The organism is Enteroscipio rubneri (assembly GCF_002899715.1).
Classification (GTDB): domain Bacteria; phylum Actinomycetota; class Coriobacteriia; order Coriobacteriales; family Eggerthellaceae; genus Enteroscipio; species Enteroscipio rubneri.
In genome coordinates this window covers 591030-608616 of record NZ_PPEK01000001.1, presented here as the reverse complement: position 1 = coordinate 608616, position 17587 = coordinate 591030, and the positions used below count along the sequence as shown (strand labels likewise).

Annotated in this window: 16 protein-coding genes and 1 riboswitch; of the genes, 7 read left to right on the top strand and 9 right to left on the bottom strand. The window is 64.6% G+C overall.

From position 1 onward, the window contains the following. Positions 1 to 31: 31 nt before the first annotated feature. From C2L71_RS12250 to C2L71_RS02505, 4 genes are read right to left on the bottom strand one after another with little or no spacing between them, the layout of a single operon-like run. The gene (locus C2L71_RS12250) at positions 32 to 1441 is read right to left on the bottom strand and encodes an L-threonylcarbamoyladenylate synthase (RefSeq protein WP_239926245.1); all 1410 of its coding nucleotides are present in this window, start codon (positions 1439 to 1441) and stop codon (positions 32 to 34) included. Further along, the gene (locus C2L71_RS02515) at positions 1438 to 2895 is read right to left on the bottom strand and encodes an ABC transporter ATP-binding protein (protein ID WP_103264184.1); all 1458 of its coding nucleotides are present in this window, start codon (positions 2893 to 2895) and stop codon (positions 1438 to 1440) included. The genes C2L71_RS12250 and C2L71_RS02515 overlap by 4 nt, the downstream gene beginning before the upstream one ends. Then, positions 2883 to 3773: an energy-coupling factor transporter transmembrane component T gene (locus C2L71_RS02510; protein WP_103264183.1), complete on the bottom strand. Its 891-nt coding sequence runs from the start codon at positions 3771 to 3773 to the stop codon at positions 2883 to 2885. Before C2L71_RS02510 ends, C2L71_RS02515 begins: the two co-directional genes overlap by 13 nt. A 60-nt stretch (positions 3774 to 3833) precedes the next feature. Beyond that, positions 3834 to 4349, bottom strand: coding sequence for a DUF4430 domain-containing protein (locus C2L71_RS02505; RefSeq protein WP_103264182.1), 516 nt, complete (start codon positions 4347 to 4349; stop codon positions 3834 to 3836). A 331-nt stretch (positions 4350 to 4680) separates the two neighbouring features. Between C2L71_RS02505 and C2L71_RS02500 the strand changes: the two genes are divergently transcribed. Further along, positions 4681 to 5082: an MGMT family protein gene (locus C2L71_RS02500; RefSeq protein ID WP_103264181.1), complete on the top strand. Its 402-nt coding sequence runs from the start codon at positions 4681 to 4683 to the stop codon at positions 5080 to 5082. 2 nt (positions 5083 to 5084) lie between these two features. Continuing rightward, positions 5085 to 5603 (top strand): cob(I)yrinic acid a,c-diamide adenosyltransferase, encoded by a 519-nt coding sequence (locus C2L71_RS02495; protein WP_103264261.1) that lies wholly within the window; start codon positions 5085 to 5087, stop codon positions 5601 to 5603. 85 nt (positions 5604 to 5688) lie between these two features. Here the strand turns inward: C2L71_RS02495 and C2L71_RS02490 are convergent, their stop codons facing one another. From C2L71_RS02490 to C2L71_RS02475, 4 genes are all read right to left on the bottom strand, one after another. After that, positions 5689 to 7371, bottom strand: coding sequence for an NAD(P)/FAD-dependent oxidoreductase (locus tag C2L71_RS02490; RefSeq protein ID WP_103264180.1), 1683 nt, complete (start codon positions 7369 to 7371; stop codon positions 5689 to 5691). Beyond that, positions 7364 to 8734 carry an NAD(P)/FAD-dependent oxidoreductase gene (locus C2L71_RS02485; protein ID WP_239926243.1) on the bottom strand — a complete coding sequence of 457 codons (1371 nt, stop codon included), beginning with the start codon at positions 8732 to 8734 and terminating at the stop codon, positions 7364 to 7366. The genes C2L71_RS02490 and C2L71_RS02485 overlap by 8 nt, the downstream gene beginning before the upstream one ends. A gap of 460 nt (positions 8735 to 9194) precedes the next feature. Then, entirely contained in the window at positions 9195 to 10610 is a 1416-nt protein-coding gene (locus C2L71_RS02480) for an alanine/glycine:cation symporter family protein (RefSeq protein WP_103264178.1), read from the bottom strand. Between the two features lie 303 nt (positions 10611 to 10913). Further along, the gene (locus C2L71_RS02475) at positions 10914 to 12362 is read right to left on the bottom strand and encodes an alanine/glycine:cation symporter family protein (protein ID WP_103264177.1); all 1449 of its coding nucleotides are present in this window, start codon (positions 12360 to 12362) and stop codon (positions 10914 to 10916) included. A gap of 203 nt (positions 12363 to 12565) precedes the next feature. After that, a riboswitch (FMN riboswitch) is annotated at positions 12566 to 12740 on the top strand. Positions 12741 to 12888: 148 nt separating this feature from the next. Between C2L71_RS02475 and C2L71_RS02470 the strand changes: the two genes are divergently transcribed. The 5 genes from C2L71_RS02470 to C2L71_RS02450 all read left to right on the top strand — a co-directional run bounded on the left by C2L71_RS02470 (position 12889) and on the right by C2L71_RS02450 (position 17215). After that, positions 12889 to 13488 (top strand): ECF transporter S component, encoded by a 600-nt coding sequence (locus tag C2L71_RS02470; protein WP_103264176.1) that lies wholly within the window; start codon positions 12889 to 12891, stop codon positions 13486 to 13488. Positions 13489 to 13528: 40 nt separating this feature from the next. After that, positions 13529 to 15352, top strand: a complete 1824-nt coding sequence (locus C2L71_RS02465) for an energy-coupling factor transporter ATPase (protein WP_103264175.1) — start codon at positions 13529 to 13531, stop codon at positions 15350 to 15352. Beyond that, positions 15349 to 16146, top strand: a complete 798-nt coding sequence (locus C2L71_RS02460; RefSeq protein ID WP_103264174.1) for an energy-coupling factor transporter transmembrane component T family protein — start codon at positions 15349 to 15351, stop codon at positions 16144 to 16146. Before C2L71_RS02465 ends, C2L71_RS02460 begins: the two co-directional genes overlap by 4 nt. Positions 16147 to 16249: 103 nt before the next feature. After that, entirely contained in the window at positions 16250 to 16660 is a 411-nt protein-coding gene (locus C2L71_RS02455) for a pyridoxamine 5'-phosphate oxidase family protein (RefSeq protein WP_103264173.1), read from the top strand. A gap of 120 nt (positions 16661 to 16780) precedes the next feature. Beyond that, positions 16781 to 17215, top strand: a complete 435-nt coding sequence (locus C2L71_RS02450; protein WP_103264172.1) for a pyridoxamine 5'-phosphate oxidase family protein — start codon at positions 16781 to 16783, stop codon at positions 17213 to 17215. Between the two features lie 54 nt (positions 17216 to 17269). Here C2L71_RS02450 and C2L71_RS02445 read toward each other — a convergent pair whose 3' ends face one another. Further along, positions 17270 to 17488, bottom strand: coding sequence for a helix-turn-helix transcriptional regulator (locus C2L71_RS02445; RefSeq protein WP_103264171.1), 219 nt, complete (start codon positions 17486 to 17488; stop codon positions 17270 to 17272). Positions 17489 to 17587: the final 99 nt, after the last annotated feature.

The window sequence follows — 17587 nt, the reverse complement described above, 5'->3', positions numbered from 1 at the left end:
GGCAAGGGTCCCCCGCATGGCGGGAGCAGCGTTACAGCAGCGGCCGAATATCTTCGAGGGCGATGGCGCCTTGGCGCACGACAAGAGGAGCGTCGCCGGTGCAATCGAGCACGGTGGACGCGAGTCCGCTCGTCTTGGAATCGCCGAGATCCGCCACGACGAACACGCGTTCGACAAGCGCGGGATCGAGCTCGTCGAACGAACGCGGCGCCCGGTTCCCCGAGCGATTCGCCGACGTCGTCGCAAGCGGACACCCGACCGCCTCGATGAGCGCGAGCGCCGTTGCATCGTCCGGCATTCGAAGGCCGATGGTGCCCGCCGCGGACCGGAACGAGTCGGGAACGCGCTCAGCTGCTTTCACGACGAGCGTGAGCGGACCCGGCCAGAACCTTCGTGCAAGCGCGCGAACAGAAGCGGACACATCCTCGCCGTAGCGGTCGAGATCGTCCGGATCGCCCACGAGCCAGGCGATGGGCTTGCCGCGGTCGCGCTCCTTGAGATCGTAGAGCATACCGGGGCCCTCCGCGAAATCAACGGCCGCCCCCAACCCGTACACGGTGTCCGTCGGAAACATGACCGCCTCGCCGCGTCTGAGCGAGGCGACCGCCTTGTGCAGCGCGTTCTCGTGCGCCTCCATGGACGCTCCCCCTTCCAATCGGTCGGGCAGCATTGTAGCACGCGTCCGCTTGCAGGCCGCCTGCCCGCTGTCCGCCAAGGCGTGCTTGCGCTTGATGCGCTCGAGCTTCCTGCGCCAAGGCGCGTAGAGCGCAAGCAGGAACGCGACCGAGGCTGCCCCGTGCAGAGCATCGAGGGGCAGCGCCGCGCCGAACGCGAAGAGCGCCGCAGGCCATGTGAGCGGATGGACGAATCCGACGATGTACCAGCTGTTGAGCAGCAGACCGTACAGCAGCCCCGATAGAAATCCATAAACGCACACCGCCGGCATACGGTCGAGCCATCCGCGGTCGGCCAACATGCCGGCGAGGTAGCCGACGAGCCCCCAGGCGTACATCTGCCAGGGCGTCCACGGACCCTGGCCGAAGAAAAAATTCGACACGAGTGCTGCGAGCGCACCGACCAAGAAGCCGCTGCGGCGTCCGAACACCGCGCCGGCCAGAATGCAGACGGCCGACACCGGTTTGAAGTCGGGAACAGGCGCGAACAGGACGCGTCCGGCGGCGGCAATCGCTCCGAGCACGACTGCGGGCATGATCTGACGCAGCGCGGGACGCGACGTCTCGAAGCCCGCTAAGAACACGCCGACAGCGGCGATCGCCACAACCATGGTGAAGAGCGCAGCCTGCTCCATCTGCACGTAGGCGCAGAGTCCCAGCGCTGCGGGCACCGCGATGAGCGCCGGTATCTCAAGCGCCGCGAGAACGCGGGACACGAGGGCACGAGAACGGGAAGGGCTATCGATGCCCAGCGGTTGCCCGCTCATCCGCATTGCTCGTTCCATAGGAGCGCGAAAGCGTCCTGCGCAGGGCGGTAGAACAGGTTGTTCGCAAAGAAGTCGGCAGCGGGCTCGGTGCAGGCGGCCTCGCCGTCGAATACCATGGTAACCGTATCCGAGACGAGCGCGGCAAAGGAAAGGTCATGGGTGGCCATGACGATCGTCGTCCCGGCGCGGGCACGTTCACGCAGCATACGCCCGACGGTCAGCTTCGATGGCGCGTCGAGCCCCTTCGTGGGCTCGTCGAGCAGCAGCAGCTCCGGTTCGGCCAGCAGCAGCTTCGCGAACGCGAGCTTCTGCTGCTCGCCGCCCGATACGTCGTAGGGATGGCTGGTTGCGCGTCCGGCGAGACCGAAACGCAGAAGCGCATCGTCGACGGCGGAGTCGTCATATCCGCAAGCTTTCTGCCATTCATGCAGTTCGTCGGCCACCGAATCGCATACGAACAGCGTCTTCGGATCCTGCGGCAGCAATGCCTGGCAGGCGGCCAAGCGGTTATCCACCCGCCCGCGTTCGGGTTTCAGCACGCCGGCAATCACCCGCAAAAGCGTGGACTTGCCGCAGCCGTTGCCGCCCACGATAGCATGGATGCAACCTGCCGTCGCCTCCAGATCGAAGCCCCGCAGCACCCAATCGTCCTGACGATCGTATCGCATATGGACGTCGCGCACGCACACGGCGGGTCGGGCGGCGTTTTGGGTTGGGAACGTCGCTTGAACGCCGCGCCGCGCATAAAGCTGCGGTGTCTTCGCCTTACCGCACCCAGCTACCGAGCGCAGGCGCCCATCCGCCAGCTCCACCGCATCGGTGGCGTAGTCGAGCATCGCCTCGGGCTCGTGAACGGCCACTACGACGGTAATACCCAGCTCACGGTTCACACGGAACAGCGCATGCAGGAAGTTTTTCTCGGCCACGGGATCCAGGAGCGCGGTGGGTTCGTCAAGCACGAGCAGGCGCGGCTGCATGGCCAGGGTGCCGGCGAGCGTCGTCATCTGCTTTTGACCGCCTGACAGCTCGTCGACGGATCGGCGAAACCACGGCTCGATGCCGAAGAAATGCCCCGTCTCGGCAACGCGGCGGCGCATCGTATCCTGGGCGATGCCGAGATTCTCCAACCCGAAGGCCAGCTCGTGCCACACGCTGTCGCACACGATCTGGTTCTCGGGGCTTTGGGAGACATAGCCCACGGTCGCAGCCGCTTCGCGCGCGTCGAGCCCGTCGACGGCGCGTCCGAATACCTCGAGCGACCCATACCGCCTCCCCGCCGGAACGAGCGCTGGCTTCAAGCAGCGCAGAAGCGTCGTCTTTCCGCTGCCGGTAGCGCCCACGATCAGATGGAATGCCCCTTCCTCCACCTGCCAGTCAAGCGGCCCGACAACGAGTTCCGCGTCCGGATACGAAAACGCGAGCCCGCGTGCCTCGATCGCCTTTACGGTCGCCATCGTGCACGCTCTTTCGCGCTCATCGCTAGCGGCAGGGCGACGAACGCGGCGTAGGGCAGATAGCTCCACCAAGGAGCGACTCCCTCGATGATCGGGTAGAATCGGAATTGCCCGCACGCCGCCACGGCCGCTGCCACGGACACCAGCACGAGCGCGCCACCCCATGCGAGCGCGAGTGCATCGAGACGCCGAAACCGAAAGCGCCTGTACGTCGTACGTCGCGAACCGGCGCCCCATCCCTTGGCCTTCATGGCGGCCGCCGTCTCGAGCGAGTCTTCCATACTCCACCCCATCAGCACTGAAGCCGATCGCAGGTAGCCGCGCCGTGTGCCGCCCTTCTCCGCACAAGCAGGGCGGGCAGCCGTGCAGGCGCGCTGCACCGCATCGATATCGCTGCCGCGCCGCACGAACTGCGGCACAAGCCGCATTGTCATGGACAGCATCAGGCCGATCGTTGGCGCAAAACCACCGAACAGCGCCATGATCTTGTCGGAAGACAGAACGCGCGACGCATTCGAGAACAGCGTGAACACGGTTGCCAGCATAAGGCCCATGCAGGAGCCGAACGCGAAGCTTTCGAGATAGAACGCACGAGAGCCGATGCGAAACAGCTCCGTGGAGCCAGACGCGGAAAACAGCGGGTTCGCCAACGCGACGACCACGACGAGGGGCAGCTGCCACGCGAGCGAGCGGACTGCGGTCCGCGGCCCCCTCAACACGATGCCGTAGGCGAACGCACCTGCAAACGAGATGAGCAGATACACGGGCTGCATCGCCGCCATGCAGAAGACGAGGGCAGCCGTAACATAGCAGAGCGACACCATGGGATGGAAGGCATCGAACGCTGTAGGACCCGCATCGACACGCCTTTGACGCATGCCGCCCGTTTGATCCGTCTCATCCGACCGCACCTTCGAAGCCGCAGTCCGCATGATAGGCTACGATACCGTATAGTACCAGCGCACCGAATCCCCTTTGCTGAGGACGTACGCGCTGGCAGCAACCTGGGCTTCAGCGCCGTTGACCTCGTACATCCAGCCGCTCATATCGCCATGATCGCCCGCCGCCAAGCCCTCGACGGCGCTCACATACGAGCCATAGGACGATTCCGTCACGTTCACGGAAAGGCCGGTCGCCTGAAGCGCGTCAAAAGCCGAAGCGCCCTCATCGAGCGTGACCGGCGCATCGTAGGACACGGGCGCCCCTTCGACAGCCGACGTATCGACGACAACGTTCACCGACATCGAAGCTTGCTGCGAAGCGGCGTCGGCACCTGTTTGGTTCGAAGAATCCGAAGCGGGAGCGGCGCATCCGGTTGCGCCCGCCAGCGCAAGCGCAACGAGCGCCGCCGCCACGGCCGCGCACGCCCTGCGGGCGCCGACACGCGAGCGAGCTGCAAGCGAACCCGCCGCTTCGGACAAGTCGATCGAGGAGAACAGGGAATGGAACATCATCAGAACCTCTCTTTCCAGGGCTTCCAGGTGTGGTGGAGAGGTATTCCGACTTTGCCTCGTCTGAGACGGGACGGCGCTGCCACGCGCCATCGTAGTCCGCTCATCGGCGTTTACGGTTACTGGCATAGCGCGGGATTCGCACCCGCATTCCCCTCAGACCGCCTTGTCGGCGGTCCGGCGCCGCGCCCGACGCGCTCCACCAAGCCAATCAACGAGAGGCATTCTACCATTGTTTCGATCAGGAAGAGGCGACAGAGGCGCCGACGGTCGGCGGCTTCAACGGGGAGCGCTATACTGGTGTCGATAGACGAGGCGGCGAAGGAGGGAGCGCATGGGAGATTTTTCTCAGCGGGTATTCGAAGTGGTGCATCAGGTTCCGCACGGCAAAGTTGCAACGTATGGCCAAGTGGGAAGACTTATCGGTGCACCAAGATCAGCCCGCTACGTGGGGTTCGCGCTACGGGCGAACCCCGAGCCCGGTGCCGATCACGACCGCATTCCCTGCCACCGCGTCGTGTTCAAGGATGGAAGCTTGTGCACGTCTTTCGCATTCGGCGGTCCCGACGAACAGCGTCGGATGCTGGAGGCCGAAGGCGTCTCGTTCGTCGACGAAGGCCGCGTCAACATGGAGGCGTGCCAATGGGACGGCCGGCTGGCCGGCGACGCGGACGGCGCCGGCAAACCCACCGCTCCCCCACCCAATTTCGACTGGGATGCCGAGCTGGGAGCATGATCATGGATCACGGATACGTCCACGTCTACACGGGCGACGGCAAGGGCAAGACCACAGCAGCCGTCGGCCTGTCCGTGCGCGCGGCGGGCGCGGGCCTGCGCGTATTTTTCGGCCAGTTCATGAAGAACGGGGATACCGGAGAACTCGAAGCGCTGCATCTGCTGGGCGATCGCATAACGGTCGAGCAGTTCGGCACGGGAAGCGAGCTGTCCGCCATCGATCCGGCCGCCGATGCCCGGGCGGCTCGGGCAGGCCTCGACCGAGCCCGCGCCGTGCTCTTCGACGGAAGATGCGACGTGATGGTGCTCGACGAGGCGAACGTTGCCGACTCGCTCGATTACTTCGAGCCGGGCGCGCTCCTCGAGCTCGTGCGCGAGCGGCCCGAAAACGTTGAGCTCGTGCTCACCGGGCGCGGAGCCGGCGAAGAAGTACTGGCTGCGGCCGACCTCGTCACCGAGATGCGCGCGGTGAAGCACTACTTCAACGACGGCGTCGTCGCCCGACGAGGGATCGAGTTCTGAGCATCTTCCGTCGTTGTCGGCGCGAAAGCGACAAGGAGCCCTGCGAGTTGCGACACAGCGGATCGTTGCAGGGCGAGTCGCGCGCTTATCCCTCGTATGAGCGGGCCACCGCTTGCGCGACGCGGAGGCCGTCGCAGGCGGCGCTCATGATGCCGCCTGCGTAGCCCGCCCCCTCGCCGCAGGGATACAGGCCGCTTTCCGAGGCGCCGGCCGGGGCGCCCGATACGCGTGCCTGCAGCGCATCGTCGCGCACGATGCGCACGGGACTCGAGCTGCGCGTTTCGACGCCGGTCATCACCGCGTCCGCATCCGCGAACCCGTGCAGCCTGCGATCGAGCAGAGGAAGCGCCTCGGCTATGGCGTCGGCCACGAAGCCGGGCAGGCACGTTCGCAGGTCGCACCAGGCCACGCCGCGCGCGTACGTCGACCGCACCGTCGCGCTGGCGCTGCCCGCGCGCCCGGCAAGGAAATCCCCCACGGTCTGCGCTGGCGCCTGAAAGGCCGTGCCGCCCGCCGCAAGCGCCGCATCGTACGCTGCGCGCTCCATTCGCCGCTGCAGTTTAATGCCGGCCAACGGGTGGTCGTCCTCGAAGTCCTCGGGGCCTACGCCCACAAGCAGCGCGCTGTTCGCGTTCTCGCCGTCGCGCGCCCAACGGCTCATACCGTTCACCACGACGCCGCTCTCTTCGCTGGCGGCGCACACCACCTCGCCGCCAGGGCACATGCAGAACGTGTACGCGCTGCGCCCGCTTGGCAGGTGCACGGACAGCTTGTAATCGGCCGCGTCGAGCGCCGGGTGGCTGGCCTGGTCGCCGTACTGAGCTCGGTTCACCGCTTGCTGGGCGTGCTCGATGCGCACGCCCACCGAAAAGGGCTTCTGCTCCATGACCACGCCGGCCTCGTACACCGCCTCGAAGGTGTCGCGCGCCGAGTGGCCGCACGCCAGCACAACGCGTCGCGCCGCCAGCTCGCCGAGCGCACCCGTACGCCCGTCGCGTATCCCGATGGAGGCAAGCGCACCCTCATCGAAGCGGAGTCCGACGAGCTGCGTGCGGAAGCGCACCTCGCCGCCCGCCTCCTCGATCTGGCGGCGCAACGTGCGCACGATGTCCACGAGCAGGTCGGTGCCGATATGGGGCTTCGCCTGCCAGAGGATCTCCTCGGGCGCGCCGGCGTCCACGAACCAGCGCAGCACGTGGCGCGCATTTTTATTCTTTATGTTCGTGGTCAGCTTTCCGTCCGAGAACGTCCCCGCCCCGCCTTCGCCGAACTGGATGTTCGTCTGCGGATCGAGGTCGGCGCCTGCGTCGAACGCAGCCACAGCCGCCAAGCGCTCGTCCACGTCGCCGCCGCGCTCCACCACGATGGGACGCAGCCCGGCACGCGCCAGGAAGAGCGCACAAAACAGACCCGCCGGCCCCGTGCCCACCACGACAGGTCGCGGCTCGCCGGAGGCCGCAAGTGCGTCGCCAAGCGCGGGCACCGGGAGCGGCTCGTACGGCATGTGGAACTTGACCTGCGAGTTCGAGGCTGCAGCAAGCGCCCGCTCCTCGTCCTCGACGCTCGCCAGCTCCACACCGAGGGTGGCCGCGAAGTGCACGTCGCGCTTCCTGCGCGCATCGACGCTGCGCTTGAGCACGCGCACCAAGCGCACGTCGCACTCCGCCACGCCAAGCGCGGCAGCCGCTGCAGCTCGCACGAGCGCCACGGCGCGCGCACCCGGAAGCCCTGCATCGAGCGGCAGCTTGACGTTCGCCACCTCAAGCACACCGGCCTCCTTCCACCGAACGTACGGCCGCGCGACCCGCCAGAATGCCGCTCGCCCAGGCCCAATGCAGGTTGTAGCCGCCGCAGGGCGCGTCTACGTCGAGCGCCTCGCCGATCGCGAACAACCCGGGCACGTCGCGCGCACCCATCGTGCGCGAATCGAACGAGTCCACGCCAAGGCCGCCTCGCGCCACCTGGCACCGGGCCGGTTCCGCCACGCCGTCAAGCGCGAACGGCAGCGCCTTCAACGCCGCGCCCAACGCAGGCACGTCCGCTTTCTCGAAAGGCTTCTCCGGTTTCAAGCCCGCCCGGCACAGCACGGCGCGCGCCAGCGGAGGAAGCAGCAGGCCGCGAAGCATGCCCTCGCAATCGACGGTGCCGATCGCGCCCAGCAGAGCCTTGCGCCGCGAGAACAGAACCTGGTCGACCTGCTGCCACGGCAGGTCCGGCACGAAATCGACCAGCAGGCGATCGCCTGGATGCGCGAACCGAGAAAGGTTGAACACGGCGACGCCCGACACGCCGTAGGGTCGCACTTGCAGCTCACCCCGCTCGTGCGCCTTTACGCGCCCGCCACCGGGCACAGCGGCGGGCGAGCCATCTCGCATTCCATGCTCCCGCGACCACAGGCGTTCAGCACGGCGAGCCTCGCCTGCGGCATCAGCGTCCGACGCACCCGCCCGCATATCCGCGGCTCGATCCCCCACAAGCCATAATCCGCACCGCACGCGCACGCCGTCCAAATCGCGCGGCGGCGCAGGCTTCGTGCGCAGCGCGCCCAGCACGGGCGATGGCTTCGTCACGGGAAGACTATCCGGCAACTCGAGGCTTGCGAGCGCCCGTCCTCCGACTGCGACGATCACCGCGGCGGCGTGTTCCACCGCCCCGTCCTCGAAACGTATATGGAAACGCCCTCCCGCATATCCGGGCGCGTCGACGCGTATCGCGCGGCGTCCGCACGCCTCGCGCACGCCCGAGGCAGTCGCGGCCGTGCGCAGCACGTCGAGCACGCTCGAGGCCTTGTTCGCAAATGGATAAAGACGCCCTTCGGATTCCTCGCGCCACACAAGACCCAGCTCCTTGAAGAAGGCACACACGGAATCGCCCCCGCGCCTCTGTTGGCGCGTTAGGGCGAGCAGCGCATCGCCAACGAACGCCGCATTGCGGTAGAGGCCCGCGTCCACCTGCGCGTTCGAGAAGTTGCAGCGCCCGTTTCCCGTAGCCAGAATCGAGCGCCCCACGCGATCGTCGCGCTCGAACACGACGACTTCCGCATCCGCGCCTCGATTGCGCGCCTCGCGTGCCGCCGCGACAGCAGCCGCGAGCCCAGCCGCGCCGCCTCCTATAATAGCCAGTTTCTCCATGCCCGCCATGATACCTCAAAACGCGAAGGCGGCCGACGCGGCCGCATCCAGAAAGCAACGCCGGCCCGTGCAGCCGAAATCGGCGTTTTTGCATTGTCCTCGAGTTCTGCGCCCTTCCGATACGGGAAAAAGCGCTTTTCAACCGGATCGCTCAGAGCGCTCGTTGAGAAACCCTCAGGTCGTATTGTGCCTTTCGGAGAAGGATCTCCGAAATCGCCGTCATGGCAGCGCGAAACTCGAGGACACTGCATTTTCGGGGCCTCCTCGGCAGGAGGAGGATGCGAACCTCAAGGACTTTGCATTTCGAGAGCATTTCGGATTGCTGCCCGCCCGCTCCCAACGACGCGATGCAAGTTCGAGGGCATTGCAGAACGGGCGCAGCCCCGGTATTCAATCCGGGGCTGCGAACGGCCTTTTTCTTTGGATCGGGGCTCCCGATCGGCAGGTTTCTCCTGAAGCGCTACTTGCTCTCGATGACGGGTATGGGTGTCTCGTCGGTTTCTTCCAGATTCTTCTCCCATACGTAGTGCTTCGTCTCGCGGGCGATCATACCGGAGAGCAGCAGCACGACGATGATGTTCGGCACTGCCATAAGAGCGTTCGTAATGTCGGATATGGTCCACACGAAATCGCCCACGCCGATGGCGCCCAGAAACGCGATGAGCACATACAGCACCTGGTAGGGGCGGATCGCATGCTTGCCCAGCAGATACGTGACGCAGCGGTTGCCGTAATACGACCAACCCAGGATAGTGGAATATGCGAACAGGATCATGCCGATGACCAGGATCGGCGTCCCGATATAGGGGATGGACGCGAACGCCGCGCTCGTCAGGTCGGCGCCTGCCGCGATTTGGCCGCCCTCCATGATGCCAGGGTTCGCCAGCATCGTGGACACGAGCACGATGCCCGTGAGTGCGCAGATGATGACCGTGTCCCAAAACGTACCGGTCATAGAAACGAGCGCCTGTCGTGCAGGGTTGCGCGTGGAGGCCGCCGAGGCCACGATGGGGGCGGACCCCAGGCCCGACTCGTTGGAGAACAGGCCGCGCGCGCAACCAAACTGGAGCGCCATCATCAGGCCCGATCCCACCGCGCCGCCGAACGCGGCCTTGGGCGTGAAGGCGCATTCGCAGATGAGGCAGATGGCGGGCCAGATGTACTCCCAGTTGATGCCGATGATCATGATGCAGCCCCACGCATAGGCGATGGCCATGAACGGCACGAGCTTCTCGCACACCTTCGAAATGGACTTGATGCCGCCGAAGATGACGAGCGACACCATGATGACGATGGCGAGCCCGATACCCCAGGTGGGGATGCCGGGAAAGTTCGAGGTGATGATGCCGGTCATGGAGCTGGACTGCACAGCCGAACCGATGCCGAAGGATGCGATGGCGGCGAACAGCGCGAACGCGCCTGCGCCGAGCATCGCCCACCAGGGCGTTTTGCCGTTCTTGGTGAACGCGCGCTTCCAGGCGTACATAGCGCCGCCGAGCATCTTGCCTTCATGGTCCTTCACGCGGTACTTCACCGCGGCAAACGTCTCGGAGTACTTCGTGGCGATGCCGAACACGCCGGTGAGCCACATCCACAGCACGGCGCCCGGGCCGCCGGCCAGAATGGCCGTGCCCACGCCCACGATGTTGCCCGTTCCGATGGTTGCCGACAAAGCCGTGGTCAGCGCGCCGAACTGGCTCACGTCCCCCGGCGCGTCCGGATCCTTTGTCACCGATAGCTTGATGGCCGTCGGGATCTTGCGCTGGATGAACCGCGTGCGAAACGTCAGGAACAAATGCGATCCCAACAGCAGCACGATCATCGGCGGCCCCCACACGAAGGCGTCGATGTCGTTGATCATCTGGACAATGTCCATGCAGATATCCTCTCTCTCCTTGGCAATGCGGCATGGCGCCGAAGCCTCACGCGCCGCCGCGACCGAGCATGGGAAAGGACCGGCGCCGAAACGGAGATCCTCGCTCTTACGACAGCCATGCGACCCAGGCCAGACGCCGAGCAACGAATCCTTTCGGAACGGGTACTTTCGCACGCTAAAGCAATCGGATTATAGCGACGGTAAACCTTACGGTTCGTTAACAAACGCGAAATTCTCAGCGAACGGCTGCGGGCCGCGCGGAGCGGGAGCGGTATCGAAGCAGCGGAAAGCGTGCGACGGAAGCTACTTGCTCTCTAGCTGCGGGATGGGCGTGTCGTCGGCTTCGTCGAGATGGCCGTCGTACACGTAATGGCGCGTCTCGCGGGCGATCATGCCGGAGAGCAGCAGCACGACGATGATGTTGGGTATGGCCATGAGCGCGTTGCCAATGTCCGAAATCGTCCACACGATGTCGCCCACGCCGATGGCGCCGAGAAACGCCACGGCCACGTAGATCACCTGGTACGGACGGATGGCGTAGCGGCCAAACAGGTACGTGATGCAGCGGTTGCCGTAGTACGACCAGCCCAAGATGGTGGTGTACGAGAACGCCACCATGCCGAGCACGAGGATGGGCGTGCCGATGTAGGGGATCTTCGCGAACGCCTCGCTAGCCAGCATCGCGCCGGAATAGACGGTGGGGTTCGCCATGATGGACGATGCGATATCGGGGTTCGCCAGCATCGTGGACACGAGCACGATGCCCGTGAGTGCGCAGATGACCACAGTGGACCAGAACGTGCCGGTCATCGCCACGAGCGCCTGCTGCGCCGGGTTGCGCGTGGAGGCCGCCGAGGCCACGATGGGGGCGGACCCCAGGCCCGACTCGTTGGAGAACAGGCCGCGCGCGCAACCAAACTGGAGCGCCATCATCAGGCCCGATCCCACCGCGCCGCCGAACGCGGCCTTGGGCGTGAAGGCGCATTCCAAGATCAGGCCGAGCGCCTCACCGAGCAGCGACCCGTTGAGCACGAGTATGACGATGCAGCCCGCAGCGTAAGCCACAGCCATGAACGGCACGAGCTTCTCGCACACCTTCGAGATGGTCTGTACGCCGCCGAAGATGACCGCCGAGACGAGCACCACGATAACGATGCCGACGATCCATGCGGGAACGTCCGCATTGGACGTGATGATGCCGGACATGGCGGAGGCTTGCACGGCCGAGCCGGTGCCGATAGCGGCGACGGCGGCGAACGCGGCGAATGCCACAGCGCCGAACTTCGCCCACCAGGGGGTGCGCCCGTCAGGACCGGGATCGCGCGCTCCTTGATCGTTGCGCCTGAACGCGCGTTCCCAGATGTACATGGCGCCGCCGAGCATGGCTCCGTTGTGATCGCGCACGCGGTACTTCACGGCCGCGTACACCTCGGCGTACTTTGTGGCGATGCCGAACACGCCGGTGATCCACATCCAGAACACCGCGCCCGGGCCGCCCGCGAGGATGGCTGTGGCCACGCCCACGATGGAACCGGTGCCGATGGTGGCCGCAAGCGCCGTTGCGAGGGCGCCGAAGTGGCTGATGTCACCTTTGCCTTCCGGGTCGCTCGACAGCGACAGCTTGATGGCGCGGGGCAGCTTGCGCTGGATGAACCCCGTCTTGAACGTGAAGAACAGATGCGACCCCAACAGGAGCGCGATCATGGCCGGACCCCAGACGAGAGCGTCGATTGTTTCAAGAATTTCGATCATAGCGGTTCGCCATTGTACCCGAAACCAGCCGCGAACGGCTTAAATGCAGCTCAGACACATAACTCGGAGGCTAGGTCGAGAAATCGCCCGCATAGCACAGGCGCCGATCAACGTGCTCCGCATCCGGAAGACGCCGTTTGCCACCGACCAATGCTTCAGATGTTGCCATACGGATGCAAGATGGTTACAATGCGGGGCGATGGATTCTGTTTCAGGGCGAGGTGTGATTCCTCACTGGCGGTGAACGGCCGACTGCGCGTGCAGCCACATGAGCCGAAAGTCCGCGACCCTGCAACGGCGCGAGGTGCGCGCCTGAGCAGGCTGACTCCGGTTAGATCCCGGGACCAACGGTTATAGTCCGGATGGAAGAGGCAGAGTTCGCCGTCGACGGCGCGCAGCGCCGCATATGCATGGCGAATCACGAGCCCGTATGGAATGAGCGGAATTCGTACGGGCTCGTTTCTTTTTGCGAGGCAAGAGGCGAACCCGCACCAATCGTTGTCTCGCGAAAGGAAGGTGGCTCGCTATGTCCGCAACCACGCCAAAAGATCTGGACGATCTCGAATTCTCGAACACGAACGCCTGGGACACCCGGCAGCTGGTAACGATGGCCCTCATGTGCGCAATCGCCGCGCTGCTGTCGTTCGTCCAGCTTCCGCTCATCCCGGGCGTGACGTTTCTCACCTACGATCCCTCGCTCATGCCGGCCATGGTGTGCGGCTTTGCGTTTGGCCCGGGCGCCGGCATCGCCGTGGGCGCCATTGCGGCCGTCATCCACGGACTCATCCTTGGAGAATGGGTGGGCTCGCTTATGAACATCGTTGCCACCCTGTGCTTCGTGTGGCCGGCAGCAGCCATCTACCGGCGCAAACGCACGTTCAAGAGCGGCATCATCGGCCTGCTTGTGGGCGTGCTGGCCGCAACCGCAGGCGCCGTGGTGTCGAACCTCACCATCGGCGTGGCGTTCTGGTACGGCAGCGTCGATGTCATCCTCCCTATGCTATTGCCCGCCATCCTGCCGTTCAACCTGGTAAAAGGCATCGTGAACGCCATATTGACGCTGATCGTGTACAAGGCGGTCTCGAACCTGATTACCCCGAAGAAATCCCAAGTCAAGGGCCGCTGACGAGAGTCGGCTCCCACGAAAAGCAGTAAGGAACGCACGCATGATCGAGTGCATGGAGATCGAGTTCACATACGACGGAGAGCACCAGGCGCTCGCCGGCATCGACCTCAAGGTCGATGCCGGCGAGTTCGTCTGCGTGCTGGGCGGCAACGGCAGCGGCAAGAGCACGCTGGCAAAGCACCTGAACGCGCTGCTCGTTCCCGATAAGGGGAGCGTCGTAGTGGACGGAAACGACACGGCGGAGCCTCGCCATGTCTACCGCATCCGCTCCACTGCCGGCATGGTATTCCAGAACCCCGACGACCAATTGGTGGCCTCCCTCGTAGAGGACGACGTGGCGTTTGGGCCGGAGAACCTGGGGGTGGAAACTGCCGAGTTGGCACACCGAGTGCGCGACGCGTTGCAAGAGGTCGGACTCGTCGGCTTCGAAAAGCACGAGACGTTCGCTTTGTCGGGAGGCCAGAAGCAGCGCGTAGCCATCGCGGGCGTACTCAGCATGCAGCCGAAGATCCTCATCTTGGACGAAGCGTCAGCCATGCTCGACCCGCGCGGCCGCAAAGGGCTCATGCGCGTATGCAGAAGCCTACATGAACGCGGCATGACCATCGTCATGATCACTCATTTCATGGAGGAAGCCGCCGAAGCCGACCGCGTGGTCGTGCTCGACCGCGGGACCGTTGCGTTGAGCGGCCCGCCGCAGGAAGTGCTCGTGCGCACCGACATCCTATCCGACCTCAATTTGGAGGTACCATTCGCGTGCAACCTGTCGCTCAAGCTGCGCGACGCCGGTCTGGACGTGCCCGTGCGCGTCCGCGAGGAGCAGCTTATCGAAGCGCTGCCGCGCGCACTCGCAAGCGGAAGCGCGGCGCCGGCCACCGTGGCCGGAAATGCGACGAACGTGGAAACGACGGCGAGCGCAGCGAACGCCGCGAACGAAGCAGACGAGCCCGCCATCGAATTGCGCGGGGTATCTTTCACCTATAATCCGCCAAGCAAGCGCACGAGCGCCAAGAAAGAAGGCTCCAAGACGGGCAAGCAGGCGAAGTGGGGCAATGACCCGGACGCTGTTTGGGCGCTGCGCGATATCGACTTCTCCGTGCGAAAAGGCGAGTTCTTCGGTATCGCCGGTCATACCGGATCGGGCAAGTCTACGCTCATCCAACACACGAACGGCATCCTGCGGCCCACTGAGGGACGGGTGCTCGTCGAAGGCAGAGACGTGTCCGACAAAAAGCAGGCCGCCGGCATCCGCGCCGACGTGGGCGTGGTGTTCCAGTATCCGGAAAACCAGCTGTTCGCCGATACCGTGTACAACGACGTGGCATTCGGCCCCCGCAACCTGAAGCTTTCAGATGAAGAGGTGGACGCACGCGTGCGCGAGTCGCTCGCACTCGTGCGGCTTGATTTCGATGAGCTGCGCGATTCGAGCCCGTTCGCCCTATCCGGCGGCCAGCAGCGCCGCGTGGCATTCGCGGGGGTGTTGGCCATGCGCCCGAGCATCCTCGTGCTCGACGAGCCTGTCGCCGGGCTTGATCCTGCGGCGCGCCGCGAGTTTTTAGGGCTTGTGTCCGAACTCCATCAAGCCGGCCGCACCGTCGTCATGATCTCGCACAGCATGGATGATTTGGCTGCGTGCTGCGACCGCGTGCTCGTGCTGAACGAGGGCAGGATGTTCGCGCTGGGCACTCCTCGCGACGTGTTCTTGCAAGCGCGCGAGCTCAACGATATCGGGCTGGGCATCCCCGCCGCCCAGCGCATGGCGAACAGCCTGCGGGAGGCGGGCGTTCCCATACCCGGCAACGTCCTGTACGATGGCGAGACGCTGGCGCGCGTCCTTGCCGACATAGCAGGGGGCGTCCGATGAACGTCTTCTCCTTCGGCAGCTATTATCCCGGCTCGAGTCCGCTACATCGCATGGATCCGCGCGCCAAGCTCTTGCTGGGCTGCGCGTTCATCATTGCCGCGCTGTGCGCCCGCAACGCAGCGGCGCTCGGCGTGGTGGCTGCATTCGTAGCCGGCTTCTACCTACTCTCGCGCATTCCCCTTGTCAATGCGGCGAAATCGCTCGCCCCGCTCATGTTCATCGTGGTGGTGGCATCGCTGTTGAACCTCTTTGTCGTGCAGGGCGGCGCCGTGCTGTTCGAATGGGGCTTCATCCGCATCTCAGAAGCAGGGGTCGGTTCTTGCCTGTTCATCGCCACCCGCCTCGTGCTCATGATGATGGGGATGAGCCTTATCACCATGACTACCTTGACCCTCGATCTCACGGAAGCCTTCGAGCGCCTCCTCTCGCCGTTCGCACGCTTCGGGCTGCCCGCCCACGAACTCGGAATGATCATGGGCATAGCCCTGCGCTTTCTGCCTCAGTTCGCAAGCGAACTGGCAACCATCTATCATGCACAGATCAGCCGCGGAGCCGGTATGGACGGTAGCCCGGTGAAGGGGCTGCGCATGCTGTCGTCGCTCATGATCCCGCTCTTCACAAGCGCTTTTCGCCACGCCGAAACACTTTCTGCCGCCATGGACGCACGATGCTACCACGGCAGCGCGGGACGCACTCGCCTGCACCCGTTGCGCTTCACCGTGCTCGACGCGGCGGGAGTCGGAGCGCTCGTCGCCATGACCGCCGGAATAGTCGCGGCGAACATGCTGCTGTAGCGTCACTTCCCCTGTCGCCGCGCAGCATTTTCGAAGCGCCGAGGGACGGAGGCTGTTCGATAGATAGAATGTTATCCGACCACGATCTGTTAGGAGCACGACAATGAACGGAAACGAGACCATCCTCCAGTACCTCACGAGCGTTCCCGCCTGGTACCTCGCCACAAGCGTCAATGACCAGCCGCATGTGCGCCCCTTCAGCTTCGCCGCCGAGCAGGATGGCCGCATATGGTTCTGCACGGCTACGACGAAGGACGTCTGGGAGGAGCTCGCGATCAACCGGAACATCGAGGCCACGTCGTGGTGGCCCGGCCATGGCTGGCTCATCCTCCGCGGCGAGGCCGGGCTGGACGACCGGGTGTCCGACGACATCCGGCAAGCGGGTTACGACCATCTCACCGGATTGGGAGAGCACTATGAAGGACCGAACGATCCGACGCTCGTGTTCTTCTCGGTTGAGAATCCGCAAGCATGGATCTGCAATCATGACGAATGGAAACCCGTGGCTCTCTGAGCGCAGCGTGCGGGAAAGCGGCCTTGCCTTGCCGCCGGCCGATCCCGCCAGCGCCTGTGAGCACAACAGCAGCCCCGAGCCGGTCGCGCTCCGGCGCCCACTCCGAGAAAGGCAGTGCCCATGAACGGAACGAAGACCATCATCGAGTACCTTACGAGTGTGCCGGCCTGGTACCTTGCCACCTGCGATGGAGATCAGCCGCACGTGCGCCCCTTCAGCTTCGCAGCCGAGCAGGATGGCCACATATGGTTCTGCACGGCCACGACGAAGGACGTCTATAGAGAACTCCAGGCGAATCCCAAGTTCGAACTGAGCGCGTGGAAACCGGGGAACGGCTGGGTCGTCTTGCGCGGCTGCGCGAACCTGACCGATCGGGCAAGCGCGGATGTCCGGCGTGCAGGCTTCGACCATATGATCGGTCTCGGAGAATGCTACGATGGTCCCGACGATGAGACATTGACGTTCTTCACCGTGGATGAGCCCGAAGCCTGGATATGCGACATCGATGGAAGCTGGAATCCCGTCGACATGCAACGCGCATGCGATCGAGCGTGAGAGCATGGCGAAGACTCAACGGAGGGGCCGCGCCCATTCATCCGTCCGCCTCGTTTACACTCCTTGGAACAGCTTGCCGACCGGGGTGTCGAGGCCGCCTGCGATACGCTCCAGCATGTCGACCGTCGGATTGGCGCGCCCGTTTTCGATGTCGATCAGATACTGGCGGCTTACCCCAACCATTAGCGCGAAAGAACATTGCGTGATGCCGGCCTCAACCCGCAGTCTCGCAATATTGTCACCAAGCTGGGTTTTTAATGAAGTGTTCTCCATGCCCGTTAAAGGCTAGCCTCGCTTGGACGAAAAGTCGTAAACTATAGTTTACACAACGCCAATAAAACAAGAGGTTTACGGTCGGGGATAACCGGGTGC

Bases quoted from the DNA above. Each gene is read 5' to 3' on its own strand.
- C2L71_RS12250 (WP_239926245.1), bottom strand. From the start codon at position 1,441: ATGAGCGGGCAACCGCTGGGCATCGATAGCCCTTCCCGTTCTCGTGCC.
- C2L71_RS02515 (WP_103264184.1), bottom strand. From the start codon at position 2,895: ATGGCGACCGTAAAGGCGATCGAGGCACGCGGGCTCGCGTTTTCGTAT.
- C2L71_RS02510 (WP_103264183.1), bottom strand. From the start codon at position 3,773: ATGCGTCAAAGGCGTGTCGATGCGGGTCCTACAGCGTTCGATGCCTTC.
- C2L71_RS02505 (WP_103264182.1), bottom strand. From the start codon at position 4,349: ATGATGTTCCATTCCCTGTTCTCCTCGATCGACTTGTCCGAAGCGGCG.
- C2L71_RS02500 (WP_103264181.1), top strand. From the start codon at position 4,681: ATGGGAGATTTTTCTCAGCGGGTATTCGAAGTGGTGCATCAGGTTCCG.
- C2L71_RS02495 (WP_103264261.1), top strand. From the start codon at position 5,085: ATGGATCACGGATACGTCCACGTCTACACGGGCGACGGCAAGGGCAAG.
- C2L71_RS02485 (WP_239926243.1), bottom strand. From the start codon at position 8,734: ATGGAGAAACTGGCTATTATAGGAGGCGGCGCGGCTGGGCTCGCGGCT.
- C2L71_RS02480 (WP_103264178.1), bottom strand. From the start codon at position 10,610: ATGGACATTGTCCAGATGATCAACGACATCGACGCCTTCGTGTGGGGG.
- C2L71_RS02475 (WP_103264177.1), bottom strand. From the start codon at position 12,362: ATGATCGAAATTCTTGAAACAATCGACGCTCTCGTCTGGGGTCCGGCC.
- C2L71_RS02470 (WP_103264176.1), top strand. From the start codon at position 12,889: ATGTCCGCAACCACGCCAAAAGATCTGGACGATCTCGAATTCTCGAAC.
- C2L71_RS02465 (WP_103264175.1), top strand. From the start codon at position 13,529: ATGATCGAGTGCATGGAGATCGAGTTCACATACGACGGAGAGCACCAG.
- C2L71_RS02460 (WP_103264174.1), top strand. From the start codon at position 15,349: ATGAACGTCTTCTCCTTCGGCAGCTATTATCCCGGCTCGAGTCCGCTA.
- C2L71_RS02455 (WP_103264173.1), top strand. From the start codon at position 16,250: ATGAACGGAAACGAGACCATCCTCCAGTACCTCACGAGCGTTCCCGCC.
- C2L71_RS02450 (WP_103264172.1), top strand. From the start codon at position 16,781: ATGAACGGAACGAAGACCATCATCGAGTACCTTACGAGTGTGCCGGCC.
- C2L71_RS02445 (WP_103264171.1), bottom strand. From the start codon at position 17,488: ATGGAGAACACTTCATTAAAAACCCAGCTTGGTGACAATATTGCGAGA.